This window comes from Parafrankia sp. FMc2, from assembly GCF_041008525.1.
Taxonomy (GTDB): domain Bacteria; phylum Actinomycetota; class Actinomycetes; order Frankiales; family Frankiaceae; genus Parafrankia.
Genome location: NZ_JBFLUG010000143.1, coordinates 1 through 17,580, shown reverse-complemented (window position 1 = coordinate 17,580; position 17,580 = coordinate 1). Strand labels below are relative to the sequence as shown.

General features: G+C 73.3%; 13 protein-coding genes and 1 pseudogene. 7 read left to right on the top strand and 7 right to left on the bottom strand.

What is annotated here, in order from left to right; all coding sequences use genetic code 11:
• On the bottom strand, nucleotides 1-347 hold a 347-nt coding region (locus AB1460_RS30240; RefSeq protein ID WP_368965492.1), incomplete at its 3' end, for a VOC family protein.
• Between the two features lie 287 nt (nucleotides 348-634).
• On the opposite strand from AB1460_RS30240, the gene AB1460_RS30235 reads away from it, so the two are divergent.
• Nucleotides 635-2,659 (top strand): serine/threonine-protein kinase, encoded by a 2,025-nt coding sequence (locus AB1460_RS30235; RefSeq protein WP_368965491.1) that lies wholly within the window; start codon nucleotides 635-637, stop codon nucleotides 2,657-2,659.
• Here the strand turns inward: AB1460_RS30235 and nifV are convergent.
• Entirely contained in the window at nucleotides 2,631-3,884 is a 1,254-nt protein-coding gene (gene nifV / locus AB1460_RS30230; protein WP_368965495.1) for a homocitrate synthase, read from the bottom strand. The genes AB1460_RS30235 and nifV overlap by 29 nt on opposite strands.
• A 656-nt stretch (nucleotides 3,885-4,540) precedes the next feature.
• Here nifV and AB1460_RS30225 point away from each other — a divergent pair.
• From AB1460_RS30225 to AB1460_RS30205, 5 genes are all read left to right on the top strand, one after another.
• Nucleotides 4,541-7,336 carry an AMP-binding protein gene (locus AB1460_RS30225; RefSeq protein WP_368965490.1) on the top strand — a complete coding sequence of 932 codons (2,796 nt, stop codon included), beginning with the start codon at nucleotides 4,541-4,543 and terminating at the stop codon, nucleotides 7,334-7,336.
• Between the two features lie 122 nt (nucleotides 7,337-7,458).
• Nucleotides 7,459-8,469 (top strand): iron ABC transporter substrate-binding protein, encoded by a 1,011-nt coding sequence (locus tag AB1460_RS30220; protein WP_368965489.1) that lies wholly within the window; start codon nucleotides 7,459-7,461, stop codon nucleotides 8,467-8,469.
• 53 nt (nucleotides 8,470-8,522) lie between these two features.
• On the top strand, nucleotides 8,523-10,031 hold the full coding sequence (locus AB1460_RS30215) for an ABC transporter permease (RefSeq protein WP_368965488.1): 1,509 nt from the start codon (nucleotides 8,523-8,525) through the stop codon (nucleotides 10,029-10,031).
• A gap of 13 nt (nucleotides 10,032-10,044) precedes the next feature.
• A complete protein-coding gene (locus AB1460_RS30210) occupies nucleotides 10,045-11,127 on the top strand; it encodes an ABC transporter ATP-binding protein (RefSeq protein WP_368965487.1) in 1,083 nt (360 codons plus the stop codon).
• 57 nt (nucleotides 11,128-11,184) lie between these two features.
• Nucleotides 11,185-12,261, top strand: a complete 1,077-nt coding sequence (locus tag AB1460_RS30205) for a threonine aldolase family protein (RefSeq protein WP_420497415.1) — start codon at nucleotides 11,185-11,187, stop codon at nucleotides 12,259-12,261.
• Nucleotides 12,262-12,279: 18 nt separating this feature from the next.
• On the opposite strand, the gene AB1460_RS30200 is transcribed toward AB1460_RS30205, so the two are convergent.
• The 5 genes and pseudogenes from AB1460_RS30200 to AB1460_RS30180 form a co-directional block, all read right to left on the bottom strand.
• A complete protein-coding gene (locus AB1460_RS30200; protein WP_368965486.1) occupies nucleotides 12,280-12,747 on the bottom strand; it encodes a TIGR03618 family F420-dependent PPOX class oxidoreductase in 468 nt (155 codons plus the stop codon).
• Between the two features lie 165 nt (nucleotides 12,748-12,912).
• A pseudogene (locus AB1460_RS30195) lies at nucleotides 12,913-13,776 on the bottom strand (class II glutamine amidotransferase); the annotation flags it as partial.
• Between the two features lie 161 nt (nucleotides 13,777-13,937).
• The gene (gene tnpB, locus AB1460_RS30190; protein ID WP_368965485.1) at nucleotides 13,938-15,266 is read right to left on the bottom strand and encodes an IS607 family element RNA-guided endonuclease TnpB; all 1,329 of its coding nucleotides are present in this window, start codon (nucleotides 15,264-15,266) and stop codon (nucleotides 13,938-13,940) included.
• A complete protein-coding gene (locus AB1460_RS30185) occupies nucleotides 15,263-15,841 on the bottom strand; it encodes an IS607 family transposase (RefSeq protein WP_368965493.1) in 579 nt (192 codons plus the stop codon). Before AB1460_RS30185 ends, tnpB begins: the two co-directional genes overlap by 4 nt.
• 86 nt (nucleotides 15,842-15,927) lie before the next feature.
• On the bottom strand, nucleotides 15,928-16,221 hold the full coding sequence (locus tag AB1460_RS30180; RefSeq protein ID WP_368965484.1) for a protealysin inhibitor emfourin: 294 nt from the start codon (nucleotides 16,219-16,221) through the stop codon (nucleotides 15,928-15,930).
• 209 nt (nucleotides 16,222-16,430) lie between these two features.
• On the opposite strand from AB1460_RS30180, the gene AB1460_RS30175 reads away from it, so the two are divergent.
• Nucleotides 16,431-17,580: protein kinase domain-containing protein (locus tag AB1460_RS30175; protein ID WP_368965483.1), on the top strand; the 1,150-nt coding region annotated here is incomplete at its 3' end.

The following is a 17,580-nucleotide window of genomic DNA, read 5'->3' as shown; positions in this document are numbered from 1 at the left end:
CCGCCCCTCCCGCCCACCGCCGTGCTACCTGCCGCCGTGCTGCTCGCCGCCGTCCGCGGCGCGTTCGACGGTGGTGACATCGACCTCGGCCTGGTCGGCGCAGAGGAGCAGAGGATCTGGAACGAGACGGCCGCCGAGAAGGTGAACTCCGGCCCGCCGTTGAGCACCGTGTACTCCCGGCCGTCGAGAGTGAAGGCGACGGTCCTGGCGAGCCCCTCCGGGCGGTGCGCGCCGGGCCCGTGGCGGGTGACGGCGGTGATGGCCGAGTTCGGGAACACCGAAACGTAGAAACGGGCGGCCTCCTCGCCTTCGGTGTCGAACCACAGGCGGGGAACGGTTCGCGGCATTGCTGGCTCCTTGTGGTCGCCGCGGCGGCATCGCGTAAGTTCCGCAGGGGACGCACGCATGCCCGTTCGAGGTAGGACCAGACGGTGTGCGTGAACTCGTCGGGCGGTGCCGAACCTGCCGGTGTGGCTGTGCGTTGGCTGGGTGGCCAGCTGGCTGGGTGGTCGCGCGGGTGCTGGTGTGGCCGGGGTGGCGTCCCCGGGTCGGTGCGTGGGCGTGTCGTGCCGGTTCTGGACCAATGGGGCGGGTAGTACGGGAGAATTCGGACGTGCCGGAGAAGGCGGAGCCAGTGACGCGCAACGACCGCCCCACGGACCGTGCCGGCCTGCTGGCCGGCCGCTATCGGCTGGGGCGGATCCTCGGCAGCGGAGGAGCGGGAATCGTCCGGGAGGGCGAGGACACGCTGCTGCGCCGTCCGGTGGCGATCAAGCATGTGCGGCTGCCCCCGGTGGCGTCCGACGAGGAGCTGGCGATCGCCCGGGAACGGGTGCTGCGCGAGGCGCGGGTCGCCGCCCGGCTGCGCCATCCAGGCCTCGTCGCCGTCTACGACGTGATCGAGTCCGAGGACTCGCCGTGGATCGTCATGGAGCTGGTGGAGGGCCGTTCACTCGCCGAGGTCATCCGCGCGGAGGGCCGTCTCGCCCCGGCGGTGGTCGCCCGGATGGGGGTGAGCCTCGCCTACGCGCTGGAGGCGGCGCACCGTTCCGGTGTCGTGCACCGGGATGTCAAGCCCGGCAACGTGCTGGTGACGCCGGAGGGGCAGCCGCGACTCACCGACTTCGGCATCGCGGTCAGTGAGGGTGACCCGGCGCTGACCAGCACCGGCATCGTCGTCGGCTCGCCGGCCTACATCCCGCCCGAGCGGGCCCGCGGCTCGCGGGTCGCGGCGCCGGGCGATGTGTGGGGCCTGGGGGCCACGCTGTTCACGGCGGTCGAGGGCGAATCACCATACGCGGGGGAGGGTGCGCTCGCGACGCTCGCGGCCATTGTCGAGGACCGGCGGCGTCCGTTCCGGTACGCGGGTCCGCTCGGTCCCGTCCTGGCCGAGCTGCTCAACCCGGACCCGCGGCGGCGTCCGTCACTGTCACAGGCCCGGGCGTTGCTGCGCCGGATCGCCGACGCGGAGGCCGGCCCGGGTCGGGGCCTCGACGGGCACGAGCTGGAGCGGGTGGACCAGGAGGAGCGGGAGCGCGAGCGGGACGACGACCGCAGCCGGAGCCGGAACCGGAGCCACAGACGGGACCTGGCCGGCGCCGACCACGGAGACACCGACCACGGCGACAGCGACCAACAAGACACCCGCCGCAAGGAGGCCAGCCCTGCGGATGGCGATCCTCGTGCCCACCCCGCCGCCTTCGCCGGCGCTACCCAGGCCCCGGACCAGGACCCGCCGGCGGGGGAAGGACGGGCCGAGCCCCTGCTCGCGCCCACGGTCGTCGAGCCGGGCGCCGGTGCGGTGCCCGTCCAGACCAGCCGCCGGCCCTCGGCGGGCGGCCGGGGGCGCGGCCCGTCCGATCTGGCCGACCCGTTCGGCCGGTCTGGTTCGTCCGACGGGTCGGGGCGCCGGTGGAGCCGGCGGGCAACCGTGCTGGTGCTGGTCCTCGTGGCGCTGCTCGCGATCGGGGGCGCGAGCCTCGGCCTGGTGCTGACCAGCGGCTCCGGCGACACGGACGGCGGCACGACCGCCAGGCCGTCCGCCACCGCGGCGCCGGCGCCGGGTACCACGGCGGGGCCCGGAGGCGGCGAGGCGGGGCCGACCCCCTCGGCGAGCGGGTCGGCCCCGCCGGCGACGACACCCGCCCCGGCGGGGGATGCCGTCCCCGCGCTGGACGAGATCGGCGCGGTGATCCCGAGCACCACCGGGCCGGCGCCGGCCCCCGCCGGCCTTGAGACGCACAACGGTGCGGCCGGCTGGTCGGTGGCCGTGCCCAGCGGCTGGCAGTACACCCGCCGTAGCCCGACCCGCGAGCTGTTCGCCGCTCCCGGCGGGTTCCCCGAACTGCTGGTGGAGACCCAGGCGGCCGCGGGCCCGTCCGCCATCGGGGCCTGGCAACAGCAGGAGCCCGACGTCCGGGAGGACACCGACGGCTACCAGCGGGTGTCGATCCGGCCGGCTGACGGCGGTGCCGGTACGTCCGCGGCGATCTGGGAGTTCACGTCCACCTCGAACGGCCGCACGGTGCACACCCTGGACTACGCGGTGGTCCGCAACGGGCACGGGTACGCGCTGCGCTGGCGGATTCCCGCGGAGCAGTGGGACCCGAACTCCGAGGTCCTGCGTCAGATCATCGCCAGTTTCCGCCCGGGCCCCTGACCGTCGACGAGGCGGACCCGGCAGGTCGCGACCCGGCAGGTCGAGAGCCGGCGGGCGTGAGCCGCAGGGTCGCGACCTGGCGGGCCAGCGCCCGCAGCTCCTCGCTGCTCAGCGGCTGCTTGTGGGCGGTGGCATGGTCGCGGACGAGGCCGACGATCGGCTCCAGGTCCTCGTCGGGGGCGTCGATGCCGTCACGGTCCATCGCGTGCCGCACCGCCGCCCGTCCGCTGTGCTTGCCCAGCACGAGACGGCGGGACGCCCCGACCTCGGCGGGGTCGAACGGCTCGTAGGTCGCCGGGGCGCGCAGCACGCCGTGGACGTGGATGCCGGACTCGTGGTCGAACACGGCCTCGCCGACGACGGCCTTCCCGGCGGGCACCGGGCGGCGGGCGGCGTCCGCGACGAGACGGGCCAGCGGGCGGAAGGCGGCCGGGTCCAGATCCAGCGGGAGCCGGAGGAGGTGGCGCAGGGCCATCGCGACCTCCTCCATCGGCGCATTGCCCGCGCGCTCACCCAGCCCGGCTACGGTGGTGCTCACCCAGGTGAAGCCGGCCTGGACCGCCGCGATCGTGTTCGCGGTCGCCAGCCCGAAGTCGTCGTGGGCGTGGATCTCCCAGTCGCCGGGAACGGCCGCCAGCAGCGCCCGGAGCCGGGTGTGCAGGTCGATCGGGTTCGCCACGCCGACCGTGTCGGCCCAGCGGAACCGGATCACGCCGAGCTCCCGCAGCTCCCCGGCCAGGTCGGTGACGAAGGCGTCGTCGGCGCGGGAGGCGTCCTCGAACCCGACGCTGACCCGCAGGCCGCGGTCGACGGCGGCGGCGACGCAGTCCCGGGCGCGGGCGCGAGCCCACGCCCGGTCCTTGCCGAGCTTGGTGCGCAGGTGCAGGTCCGAGGCCGGGATGGTCAGATGCGCGGCGGGAACCCCGCTGGCGACGGCGGCGTCGATGTCACGGCGGTCCGCGCGGCACCAGGCGACGACCCCGGCGCGCGGGACCAGGTCGACGATGCGGCGGATGACCTCCACCTCGCCCGGCCCCATGGCCGGAATGCCGGCCTCGATCTGGTGCACGCCGGCTGCGTCGAGCGCCAGCGCGATCGCAATCTTCTCCTGCGCGGTGAAGGCGACCCCTGGAGTCTGTTCCCCGTCGCGCAGCGTGGTGTCGCAGAAGCGCGCCGGTGGCGCGGATTGCGGTTCACGGGGGTGGGACGACCTGCCACTGTTCATGATGGTCACCGGCACTTTCGGCGGCTGTGAAATACCCGAAGCAGAACTGGCGCTCCGGCCTGCCGCGCCTCCCTGGTCGGGCGGGCCGGCGGCGCCGGGGTCGTTGAGACCCTATGGTCCGCCGATTTCGCGCGAGGATCGCACGGTAGCGACAAGGTTAACAGGATAATCTCCGTGAGAGTGAGAACGTTATCCTGCAGGATAAAAGTAAGACTGGCGCCGGGAAAAAATCGGTCCGATGAAGGGCATTGAGATTGATCGGCCGGTATTGGGCTGGAGGGTGGTCTGGTGAACACCGGGACGGGGGCATCGGCGGGATTTCCGCACGGTGCGCAGTGTCACGCGTCTCGTGCAGGAAACCGAAACCACCGGCAATGGGGCCTGGATTTCGTATGCGCCGGGCCAGAGCGCTGGCCGAGGGGAGCCGGGTGCTCACTGTGAGGGCCGGGCCGTGCGCGGGCTCCCCGGAGCACGTCGCCTGGTCGGGTGGGGCGCCAGGCGGTGACTGGTCGTCGGCGCGGGCGCCCGCGGCGCCTCCTGTCTCCCCGTGACCCGCGTGACCTGCGGTGATCCGCTATCGTGACAGGATCGCCTCGGGCCCTATGTCACACAATCGGGGGCTTAAGATAACCTTGCTTCACTTGTAGTTTGCTGGTGTGACATGGGCTGTTCCACTCCGTCCGGGCTTCTCCGCCTTCTCCGCGTCCGCGCTGGCTCGGCACCGCGAGCACCCGGCGGTCATCACCGCGCAGGGCGAGCTGTCCTATCGGGAGCTGGCGTCCCGGGTCGCCGACGCCCGCGAGCAGCTCGACGGCGGCGGCGTGACGGGTGGACGGCGGCTGGTGCTGGTCGCGGCGGCCAACACGACCGACATCCTGGTCATGTACCTTGCGGCGCTGTCCGCCGGGCACGTGGTCCTGCTCGCGCCGGGCGACAACGCGATGTCGGTGGACACCCTGGTCGAGGCCTACGACCCCGACGTGGTCGTCCGTCCCGTGGGCGCCGTGGCACGGACCGAGCGACGGCGCGTGGGCTCCGCGCACACCCTGCACCCGGAGCTGGCGCTGCTGCTGAGCACGTCCGGGTCGACCGGCTCACCGAAGCTGGTCCGCCTGTCGTACGCGAATCTGCAGGCCAACGCGGAGTCGATCGCCGAGTACCTCGGGATCGGACCCGGTGACCGCGCCGCGACGACGCTGCCGATGTCCTACTGCTACGGACTGTCGGTCATCCACAGCCACCTGGTGCGCGGGGCCACGCTGATTCTTACGTCGATGTCAGTGGTGGACCGCGGTTTCTGGGAGTTGTTCCGCGCCGCGCGCGCCACATCGCTGGCCGCTGTTCCCTACACGTTCGACCTGCTCGACAGGGTCGGTTTCGATGGTATGGCTCTGCCGCACCTGCGCTACGTCACCCAGGCCGGGGGACGGCTGGCGCCGGACCGGGTCGCGCGCTATGCCCGGCTGGGGCAGCGCCAGGGCTGGGATCTGGTCGTGATGTACGGGCAGACGGAGGCCACCGCCCGGATGGCCTACCTGCCGCCGCACCTCGCCGTCACGCATCCGCACGCCATCGGCGTGCCGGTCCCGGGAGGATCGTTCCGGCTGGAGCCGGTGGCGGAGGACACCCGGGGCGCCGCGGACGCCGATGACGTGGGGGAACTCGTGTACTCGGGCCCCAACGTGATGATGGGCTACGCGCACACGGCGGCCGACCTCGCGCTCGGCAGGACACTGGACGAGCTGCGCACGGGGGACCTGGCTCGGCGCACCGCCGAGGGCCTGTACGAGATCGTGGGCCGGCGCACGAGGTTCGGCAAGCTTTTCGGGCTCAGGATCGATCTCCAGCACGTGGAGGACATGCTTGCCGGCCACGGGTTCCGTGGCTGCTGCGCGACGGATGACGGTGCCCTTCACGTCGTCATGGAGGGCACGGCCCCGGTCGCCGGAGCCGGCGTCGCCGGAGCCGGCCCGGTCGCCGGTGCTGACGTCGCCGCGGCGGCCTCTGTCCAGCAGCTGGTCGCGCGGACCTGCCGGCTGCCCGAGAGCGCGGTGCGGATCCACCACCGGGAGACGCTGCCCCGGCTGGCCAACGGCAAGCTCGACCTCGTCGCGGTCCAGGGCGTTGTCCGTGCCGCGGACAAGGCGGTCCCACGGCCGTCCCCGTCCCCGGGACCGGGGGAGCCCTGTGACGCCACCGCCACCGCCGCCGCGGTGCGCAGGCTGTTCGCCGACCGGCTCGGCCGTCACGAGGGCGACATCACCGACGACAGCACCTTCGTGAGTCTCGGCGGCGACTCGCTGACCTACGTGGAGCTGTCGCTGCGGCTGGAGGAGGTCCTCGGGAACCTGCCCGCCGACTGGCCCACCACTGCCCTGCGGGACCTGGCCCCGTCCGCACGCTGTGGGCGGGCGCGGCTGGGCTCGATCGAGACGACTGTCCTCCTGCGCGCCATCGCGATCGTGCTGGTCGTCGGCACGCATGCCAACACGTTCGACGCCGTCGGCGGCATCCTCGGCGGCGCGCACCTGCTGATCGCCGTCGCCGGCTACAACTTCGCCCGGTTCCATCTGACGTCGGCGCCGCGACCGGAACAGGTGCGCGGGATGCTGCGCAGTGTCGTGCACCTGGTAGTTCCCAGCATGCTGTTCATCACCGCGCTCGTGCTGGTGATGGACGAGCACGGATTCGCGAACATCGTGCTGCTCAACAGCGTGTTCGGGCCCGAGCAGGCCGGGCCACCGTGGGAGTTCTGGTTCATCGAGGCGCTGGTCCAGATCCTGCTGGCGCTCGCCGTGCTTTTCGCCGTGCCGGCGGTGGACCTGCTGCAGCGACGTTTCCCGTTCGGGCTTGCCGTGGGTGTCCTCACAGCCGGTCTGCTCACCCGGTTCGACCTGGTGGAGCTCACACCAGGGCCGCGCGACACACAGACGTCGGTGGCCGTGCTCTGGCTGTTCGCGCTCGGCTGGGCCGCCGCGGCGGCGAGCACGGTGTGGCGGCGCCTCGGCGTGACGGCGCTCGCGCTGCTGACCGTTCCGGGGTTCTTCGCCAACTCGCGCCGGGAGGACGTCATCCTCGGCGGCCTGATGCTGCTGCTCTGGGTCAGGGGCCTGCCCTGCCCGCGCCCGGTGCGCTCGCTGATCGGCCTGCTGGCCAGCAGCTCGCTCTACATCTACCTGACGCATTGGCAGGTGTTTCCCGCGCTGCAGGACGACCATCCGGTGCCCGCCCTGGTGGCCTCGCTCGCGTTAGGCCTCGTGACCTGGAAGGCGTGGTCCCAGGTGACGGTTCTGTTCCGTCGACTGTTGGTGCACGTCCGGACTCCGCCGCGCGCCGTCGGCCCGCTCCGCGCGGCGGACCGCGACACCCTCGCCGAGATCCCTGCCGCGCGCCCGTCCCCACCGGATGTGTCCCTTCCCACACTCTTGGAACCCAAGGTAAGGATCGGCTAACTTCGACACGCTGTAGCGGGTTTGCGCTTCAATAACGCGTCTGACCAGCTAGTGAGGTTTGCGTCAACTACTGAGAGTTGCCGCGGCTGGAGTGGTCCGCGAAGCAGGCGAAGGGAGCCCCGATGGGCAGGGTAGGAAGAGCGCTGGCGATGCTGGTGACAGCCGGCCTCGTGGCGGGCCTGTCGGCGTGCGGCGGGGACGACGGGCCGACACTCACCCTGTACAACGCGCAGCACCGGGATCTGATAGAGGTGCTCCTCGATGCGTTCACCGAGGAGACCGGCATCGAGGTCGAGATGCGCTCCGGTGGCGACGCCGAACTGGCCAACCAGCTCGTCCAGGAGGGTGACAGCTCGCCCGCGGACGTCTTCGCCACCGAGAACTCCCCGGCCATGACCCTGGTCGAACGGGCCGGCGGATTCAGCCCGCTCGACCGCGCCACCCTGGACCAGGTGCCCGACCAGTACGTTCCGAGCTCCGGCGCCTGGACCGGCTTCGCCGCGCGGTCGACGGTGTTCATCTACAACCGTGAGCAGGTCACCGAGGACGAGCTACCGGCGTCGATCACCGACCTGTCCGGGCCGCAGTGGCAGGGGCGGGTGGGCGTGGCGGCCGGCGGCGCCGACTTCCAGGCGATCGTCAGCGCCGTGCTCGCGGTGGAGGGCGAGGACGCCACGGCGGACTGGCTCGCCGGACTGAAACGCAACGCGAAGATCTACGACAACAACATCGCCGCGCTGCGGGCCGTGAACGCCGGTGAGGTGCCCGCCGCCGTGATCTACCACTACTACTGGTACCAGGACCAGGCCGAGTCGGGCGAGAGCAGTCGCAACGTCGACCTGCACTACTTCAAAAACCAGGACGCGGGTGCGTTCCTCAGCGTCTCCGGCGTCGGCGTGGTCGCGGCCAGCGACCACCAGCCCGAGGCGCAGCGGCTGGTCAGCTTCCTCACCAGCGAGGCCGGGCAGCGGGCACTGGTCGACAGCGGCGCGCTGGAGTACCCGGTGTCGGGCCAGGTCACCGCGAATCCGGCCCTGCCGCCGCTCGCGGACCTCGACGCCCCCGACATCGACATCTCCACCCTCAACGGCCCACGGGTCATCGAGCTGATGCAGCAGGCGGATCTGCTCTGACCAGCCATCTCACCACCGCTACCGGGACCGGGGGATGGCGGTCCCGCCCCCGGGTGTACCCCCGCCCGCTGCTGCTGGCCTGCGTGCTCGTCGCGCTGCTGGCGGCCGTCCCGCTGTTCTTCGTCGTGGGGTACACGATCAGCGTGGGCTGGTCGCAGGCGTGGCGGCTGCTCGTCCGGCCCAGGGTGGGTGAGCTTCTCGTCAACACCACCGAGCTCGTCGCCGGCGGTATGGCGACCAGCGCCGTCCTCGGCACGACCGCCGCGTGGCTCGTCGAACGGACGAACCTGCCGGGCCGGCGGGTCTGGCACGTGCTGCTCGCCGCGCCGCTGGCGGTGCCGGCGTTCGTCGTCAGCTTCGGGTGGGTCTCGCTCACCTCGGCCGCCCAGGGGTACCCGGGTGCGCTGCTGATCGTCACACTCGCCTACTACCCGCTGGTGTACCTGCCCGTCGGGGCGGCCCTGCGGGGGCTGGACCCGGCGTTGGAGGAGTCGGCCCGCTCCCTCGGGCTCGGGCCGTGGCGGACGTTCGCCAGGGTCGTCCTGCCGCAGCTGCGCCCCGCGCTGCTCGGTGGGGCTCTGCTGGTGGGGCTGCACCTGCTCGCGGAGTTCGGTGCGCTGCAGATGCTGCGGTTTCCCACCTTCACCACGGCCATCTACGACCAGTACCGCTCGTCGTTCAACAGCGCGGCGGCGAACATGCTCGCCGGCGTCCTCGTGCTGTACTGCGGGGTGCTGGTGGTCGCGGAACTGGGCCTGCGCGGCCGGCACCGCTACGCCCGGCTCGGGCCGGGCAGCAGCCGCCCGGCGGTCCCCGCCCGGCTCGGCTGGTTCGGCGTGCCCGCGCTGGCCGGATTCGGCGCGGTCGTGGTGCTGGCGCTGGGCATCCCGCTGGCGAGCATCGTCCGCTGGCTGGTGGTGGGGACGTCCACCGCCTTCCCCGCCGCCGACCTCGCCACCGCCACCGTCACCGCGGCGGGTCTCGGTCTCGCCGGCGCGCTGACCACGGTCGTGCTGGCGCTCCCCGTCGCCTGGCTCACGGTGCGCCACCCCGGCCGGATCGGGACGCTGCTCGAACGCAGTACGTACACCGCCAACGCGCTGCCCGGCATCGTTGTCGCGCTCGCGCTCGTCACCGTCTCCCTGCGGGTGCTGCCGGCCGTCTACCAGACCACCACACTGCTGGTCGCGGCATACTCGATCATGTTCCTGCCGCGGGCCACGGTCGCGCTGCGGGCCGCGGTCGCCCAGGCGCCGCCGGTCTTCGACGACGTGGCCCGCGCCCTCGGCCTCCGCCCGGCGCGGGTCTGGTGGCGGGTCACCCTGCCGCTGATCGCCCCGGGCGTCGGCGCCGGGGCGATCCTGGTCTTCCTGGCCGTGGTCACCGAGCTCACCGCGACCCTGCTGCTGTCCCCGACCGGCACCCGGACCCTGGCGACCGAGTTCTGGAGCAACACCAACGACATCGACTACGGCGCGGCCGCCCCGTACGCCGGGCTGATGGTGCTGCTGTCGGCCCCGGCGACGTTCCTGCTGACCCGGTCCGCCCGGAGAGGCCCGTGACCAGGAGAGATTTTTGACAGCGTTGACCGTCAGCCAGGTGACCAAGAGTTTCGGCGCGACGACCGCGCTCGCCGGTGTCGACCTGCGGGTGCCCGACGGCACCGTGACGGCCGTGCTCGGCCCGTCGGGCTGCGGCAAGACCACGCTGCTGCGACTCGTGGCGGGCTTCGGTGACCCGGACGGCGGCACGATCGACTTCGGCGGGGAACGGGTGTTCGGCCCCGGTCGCAGCCTCCCCGCCCAGCGGCGGCGGGTCGGCTACGTCCCGCAGGAAGGCGCGCTGTTCCCGCACGCGGACGTGACGGCCAACATCGGGTTCGGCCTGCCGCGCGCCGAGCGGCGCGCCGGGCGCCGGGCCGCGGAGCTGCTCGACCTGGTCGGCCTGGACGCGAGCCTGGCCCACCGGTTTCCCCACCAGCTCTCCGGCGGGCAGCAGCAGCGGGTCGCGCTGGCCCGGGCGCTGGCTCCGCGCCCGTCCCTGGTGCTGCTCGACGAGCCGTTCTCCTCGCTGGACGCCGCCCTGCGCCTGAGCACCGCCCGGGCTGTCGTCGAGGCACTGCGCATCAACCGGACGACCGCGCTGTTGGTGACGCACGACCAGAACGAGGCGCTGTCCCTGGCCGATCAGGCCGCGGTCATGTCCGCCGGCCGCATCATCCAGACGGGATCGCCGCAGGAGATCTACAGCGCCCCCGGGAGTCCGGTGGTCGCGGCCTTCGTCGGGGCGGCGGTGTTCGTGCCCGCGGTGGTCACCGGGTGCACCGCCTCCTGTGACCTCGGCGAGCTCGCCGTGCGTACCGGGTCGGTCGAGGGCGCGGCGCGGCTCCTCGTCCGACCCGAGCAGATCAGGGTGGGCGGCGCGGCGGACGGCGGCGGTGCCGCCGCCGAGGAGGACGCCCGCGAGGGTGACCAGGCCGGGGTCGCCGCCCTGGTCACCGCGGTGAGCTACTTCGGCCACGACGCCACCGTGCAGCTCCGGCTCGACGGTTCCGGCCGCACCGTGACGGCACGCGTTCCGGGGAACCGGCTTCCCGCACCGGGTGCCCGCGTGCGGGTGGCCGTCGACGGCCCGGTCACCGCGTTCACCGCCGCCTGACCCGGTGGGTCGGCGGGTCTGTCCGGTGGCCTGTACCGCAGGGCTAACGTCGGGGACGTGAGCGTCGACCTGCGCAGTGACACGGTGACCCGTCCGACGCCCGGCATGCGCCAGGCGATGGCGCAGGCCGAGGTGGGCGACGACGTCTACCGCGAGGACCCGTCCGTGCGGGCGCTGGAGGAGCATGTCGCCGGGCTGCTGGGGCACCAGGCGGCGCTGTTCGTCCCGAGCGGGACGATGGGGAACTTCTGCGCGCTGCGGGCCAGCGCCCCGGCCGGCACCGAGATCATCGCGGACGTCGACGCGCACATCGTGACCTACGAGCTGGGTGGGCTGGCCGCGCTCGGCGGCGTGCAGACCCGCACCCTGACCGGCCTCGCCGACACCCTCGACCTGGCGGAGGTGGCGGCGCAGCTGCGTGCGTTTCCGGGCGGGCAGACGTACAACATGATCCGCACGAGTGCGCTGGCGGTGGAGAACACCCAGGTCCGGGCCGGTGGCAGGGTGTGGGAGCTGGGGCGGCTGGAGCGGCTGCGCGCGATCACCGACCAGGCCGGGGTGGTGCTCCACTGCGACGGGGCGCGGCTGTGGAACGCGGCGGTGGCGCTCGGGGTGCCACCAGGCCGGCTGGGGGAGATCTTCGGGACGCTGTCGGTGTGCCTGTCGAAGGGGTTGGGCGCGCCCGTCGGCTCGCTGGTCGTCGGGGACGCCGATCTGGTCGAGCGGGCTCGGGAGTGGCGCAAGCGGCTCGGCGGCGGGATGCGGCAGGCCGGGGTGCTCGCCGCGGCCGGTCTGTACGCGGTGCGCCATCACCTCGAGCTGCTGGCGGACGACCACCGGCGGGCCGGCGAGCTGGCGGTGCTGCTCGCGGACGCGGCACCGGGCCGGGTCCGCCCGGAGCTGACCGAGACCAACATGGTGCTGGTGGACGTCCCCGACGCCCACGCGTTCGCCGGGCGGGCGGCGGCCGGCGGGGTGCTCGTCGGCACCGTCGGCCCGACGACCGCGCGGATCGTGACCCATCTCGACGTCGACGACGCCGCGGTCAGCCGGGCCGGGGACGTCCTCGCGCCACTGCTGCGCGAGCTGCCGCCCCTGCCGCCGCCGTCGGCCCTGCCGCCGCTGTCGAGGTAGGGCGGCCGGCCGGCTGGGTCAGGGGCCGTAGATCCGGGACGGGGTGACGAAGACGGCGGTGCGCCGCTGCTCGGCCATGACCCGGTCGTAGGCGTCCCAGTCGTCGTGGGTGCCACCGGCCGCGGTGAAGATCTCGCGGAGCAGCAGCCGCAGCCGGTCGGCGTCCACCGCGGGGTGCGGATCATCCGGCCCGACGAGGCTGGCAGTGCCCTCGACGGTGGCCCACCGCCAGCCGGCGCGGACGGTCACGCTGATCTGGGGCCGCCGGCGCAGGTGGGCGAGTTTCACCCGGCCGTAGGTCACGAACGCGACCAGGGGGCCCGGCGGGCCGGGTGGGACGGGCAGCAGCGGCGCGGGCAGGAAGGCCGCGTTGACCACCGATGCCTGGATGGTCCCGCCCGCCCGCAGGGTGGAGATGACGGCCAGGCCGCTGTCGGCCCGGGCCAGTTCGGCGGCCGCCTGGAACGCGGCATCGACGGTTGTCACACGGCCACGTTACCGAGCGTCACGGGTCGGGTGGGCGCCGCTGGTGCGGGCAGCGGCCGGACCATCGGCCCCCGCGGCCCGGGACGTCGTGGTCTGGGACGTCGTGGTCTGGGGCGCCGCAGCCTGGGACCCTGCGGCCCCGGCCGCCGCGGTGTGGGAGGCGGCGGCGGTCTGGGAGGCGGCGGCTTCGGGACGCAGATCCGCCAGGGTGAGCGGGTGCGCGGGCGGGTCGGGCAGGGTGATCCGGGTGGTGGTGATCTGACCGGGCAGGACGCGCACCAGCTCACCCGGGCGCAGCGCCCGCCAGTCGGGATGTTCGTCCATCGGTTCGCTGGCGATCACGACGGAGGCTGTGGTCGCGAGGTCCGTCGAGCGCAGCCGGGTGGCGCCCGCGGCGTCGACGTGGTCCAGCGGACGTCCGCCGTGGTGGCCGCCGGGCTGGCGGCGCAGCAGGTAGAGCGTGTTGGTGTCCGGGTAGCGCAGTGCCCACAGTTCGGTCGGGGTGGTCACCACCAGGTTGATGCTGTAGACGGGCAGGTTCGCGGCGACCCAGCGTGCCGCCGCGGTGATGCCGCGGCCCAGGTCACCGCCGGCGCGGGCGGTCTCGGCGGTGATCAGGGCGAAGAAGCGCTCGGAGTCGGTGTCGCCGGCGACGAGCTCGCGGGCCCGGCCGAGGTGGGCGTCGAGGCGGTTTAGGTCCTCGATGACGCCGTTGTGGGCGAAGAGGCGTCCGCCCTGGCTGAACGGGTGGGTGTTGCGGACCGCCAGGGCACCGGTGGAGGCGTGGCGGACGTGGGCGACGAACGTGGTCGAGTGGCGGTGCCGGGCCTCGGCGGCGAACTGCCGGTCCTCCCAGGCCGCGATCGGGGCGCGGAAGACGTCGGGGTGGCCGGCGCTGTCGAAGACGCCCAGGCCGGTGCCGTCGGGGTTGCGGTGACTCTGCTGGTCGAGGCTGTCGGGTGCGTCGAGCAGCCAGAAGGTCGCCCGCGCGCGGGTGGGGGCGCTGGTGAGCCCCAGGAGTCGACACATTCGCCTAGCCCCCCGTTCGGTGCCGGTGCCGGTGCCGGTGCCGCCGGCCCGCTCGCCCGGCCCGGGGGCGGATGTCGGGCGGGCCGCGGTCGGCGTGCCCCTGGGTGTTCCCGCCGCCGGGTCCGGTCTACCGTTGCATGAGAGCGCCAGATAGTTGGCGGTCATGCCGCTTCGCCTTGCGGCGAGGCACTCCCGGTCTGACCGGCCGTGGCCGTGCCGGGTTCCCGTTTCACGGGCACCCGCCGCGCGAGCGCGGTCTTACGGTCGCCTCCACGGGCGTTTACCGTCTCCGACGTACTGGCGGCGACGAGGTGACACAGGTTGACCGCGGCGTTCAGGTCGCGGTCGGTCACCAGCTCGCAGGACTGGCAGGTGAAGGTACGGTCGGCCAGGGTCAGGCTTGGGTTTCGCCAGCCACAGCCGGAACAGGTCTTCGAGGACGGGTACCAGCGGTCCGCGACGACCAGCGTCGACCCGTACCAGCCGGTTTTGTGGGTGAGCTGGCGGCGGATCTCGGCCATCCCGGTGTCCGACACGGCGCGGGCGAGCCGCCGGTTGCGGACCATCCCGGCGACGTGCAGATCCTCGACCACGATCGAGGTGTGGGTTTTCGCGAGCCGGGTCGTGAGCTTGTGCAGCCCGTCGCGGCGCTGATGCGCAACCCGCGCGTGGATACGGCCGAGCCGGGCCGCGTGCTGGCGGCGACCGGCGCTGCCCGGCTTCGACCGGGCATACGACCGCGACGCCTTCCGTAGCCGGCGCAGCGCGGAGCCCAGATGCTTCGGATTCGGGATCGTCTCGCCGGTGGACAGCACTGCGAGATGCTTCACGCCCAGGTCGACACCGACCGGCCCGGCGGCGCGCTGCCGACGTGACGGGCCGGCGGGCACCGTCCGGTCGACCTCGACGGTGAACGACACGAACCAGCGGCCGGCCGTGCGGGACACGGTGGCGCCGAGCAGACGGGCCCGGCCATCGGCCAGCCGGGCGGTGAGTGCGCCCATCGGCTCGTGGGTCTTCACCCAGCCGATCCGGGGCAGTTTCACCCGCCGGTCCCCGGCCGGGCCGTAGGCACCGGTGGTGTACCGGAAGCTGTCGCGGGCCTTCCCACGCTTCTTGAACCTCGGGAAGCCGACCCGACGGCCCTTCCGCGTGCCTTTCCGGGAGTCGGTGACGTTCTTCAACCCGCGGGCGAGCTGATCGAGGCCGGCAGAAAACGCCTCCTTCGAGCACTCGTCCCACCAGGGAGCAACGTCCCGCTTGGCGGCGTTCCACGCCAGGCGCAACGCGGGCAACGTCCACGGCACCGGGGTCAGCGCGTCGCCGGTCAGGCCGTAGGACTGCTCCGCATCGCGCTGAGCGAGCGCGGCCTTCACACGGGCCAGCCCCCAGTTGTAGGCGAACCGGGCCGCCCCGGCATGCCTGTGCAGGTCTGCGAGCTGGACGCTGTTCGGATCGAGCGCGAACCGGTACGCCTGTAACGCTCTCACTCGGCCGCCTCGGCCGCCTCGGCCGCGGCGGCCACCGCACGCCGGGCGCGGTTCGTCGCGGCGCGACGACCGTACAACCGGGCGCACATCGACGTCAGGATCTTGGTGATGTCCCCGGCGAGGTCATCGTCGACCTCGGCGGGGTCAACCACCAGGAGCTCACGGCCGTTCGCGGCAAGGGCAGCCTCGACGTACTCGGCACCGAACCGGGCGAACCGGTCACGGCGCTCCACGACGATCGTCGTCACCTGCGGGTCGCGCAGAAGCGCGAGGAACTTCCGCCGGTGGCCGTTTAACGCCGAACCAACCTCGGTCACGACCTTGCCGACGGACAGGTTGTGCTCGGCTGCCCAGGTAACGACCCGCGCCACCCGGCGGTCCAGGTCCGGCTTCTGATCGACCGACGACACCCGGGCGTACACCACGGTCAAGCCAGTCACTGGCGGCGCGGGTTCGTCGACGAGAATCAGCCCCCCGACCCGGCGAGCAGGCACCGGCAGCTTGCCGTCAAGGAACCACTGCCGGGCAGTCAAGTACCCCACCCCGTTCGCGACAGCCCACTCCTTGAGGTTCACGCCTGCCATTATTACGGCGCTATTTGGCACCATCCGGCGCTCAACCAACAGCAGTCTCCAACCCCCCCCGAACGGGCGGGGGACGGTCAGGGACGGGGTGCGCGGCGGGTGGCGAGCTGGTCGGTGAGCGGGCGCAGCGCCGGCGGCAGCACCGATTCGGGGATGACGGCCGTGCGGCCGTGATCCGCGCCGTCAAGGAGCCGGACGGTGAACTGGAACGTGTCCCGGGCGGTGGCCGGGGCGGGTGGCTGGTCCCAGGGCAGCGCGTCGAGTGCTGTCTCGGCGGCCTGTGCCAGGGCCGGGTCGAGATCCGCTGTGTTCAGGACGGCCCGCCGGGTCATCCCGGCGAGCCCGCCGCTGCGTTCCAGTTCCACCCGCATGCCGTTCATCCTGCCCGCCGCCGGCGTCCGGTACCCGGGCCACGGCATGGTCTGGTCGGGGGATGGGGCGATACCGCCACGTGCCGGTGGTCGGTCTGGGAGCTTTTGCTAGCATCCGGCACCTCGGGGGGCGGACAGGCACGGTGGTGTGGGAGCGGCGCGGCGAGCTGCGCCGCCGGATGGTGGGACGGCGACGGGGAGGCCGGGCAGTGCCGATCATCGATCGTGCGCGGGTGGCCGCGGCGCTGCCGGGCTACCGCCTCGGCCGGGAGCTGGGCAGCGGCAGTGTCGGCCTGGTGCTCGCCGCGCAGCAGCTACCCGCGCAGCAGTTACCCGCCGCCTCCGTGGAGGCGGCCGGCCTGCCCGTGGGAACAGCGCCGGGCGACGGTGGCGACCATGCCGGCCGGAGCCTCGACGTGGCCGTCAAGATCCTCGATCTGGGCGCAGGCGCAGGCGCAGGCACGGGGCAGTCGGTCGATCCGGCGGCGGAGGCCGGGGTGTTGACCGGCCTGGCGCATCCCCACCTGTGCCGGGTGCTCGACGTCGTCCCGGTGGACGGGCTGTGCGTCCTGGTGACGGACCTGCTGCCCGGCGGCACGCTGGCCCGCCAGAGCCTGACCCCACCGGCCGCGGTGGCCGTGGCGGTCGCTGTCGCCGACGCGCTGATGCACGCCCACGCCGCCGGGGTGCTGCACCTGGATGTGAAACCCGCCAACGTCCTGTTCACGGCGGACGGGCGCCCGGTGCTCACCGACGTGGGGGTCGCCGGGCTGCTGGCGGGCACCGGGCTGGCTGCCGGGCAGGTCGTCGGCACCGCCCAGTACCTGGCACCCGAGCAGGTCACGGGCGGCCGGCTGCTGCCCGCCACCGACGTCTACGGCCTTGCCGCGGCCCTGTACGAGCTGCTGGCCGGAGCGCCGCTGTTCGGTGCCGGGCTGACCGCGCCGGAGCTGTTCCTCCATCACTGCGAGGTGGTACCGCCGCCTCCGCCGGGGGTGCCGCCGACGGTCGCGGCGGTGCTGGCCCGGGCGTTGGCGAAGGAGCCGGGGGAACGGCACCGCGGCCCGGGTCCGTTCGCGATGGAGCTGGCCGACGCCGCCCAGGTGGACTACGGCCGCGACTGGCTCGCCCAGGCTGGTGTCCCGCTGCAGATCAGCGCCGGCCTGCGGGAGCAGGCGTCCGCCGCGGCGCCGGCGGGTGCCGCCCCACGGGCGGCGGCCCCGGCCATGGCGGGGGCGGGCCAGAGCCAGAGCCAGAGCCAGGATGATGATCCGGCGGATCGCACCACCCGGCTGGGGGATCCGCCGCTGCCGCCGGTCACCTCCCTGTTGCCCGACCCGGTCTGGCCCGGTGGGGGGA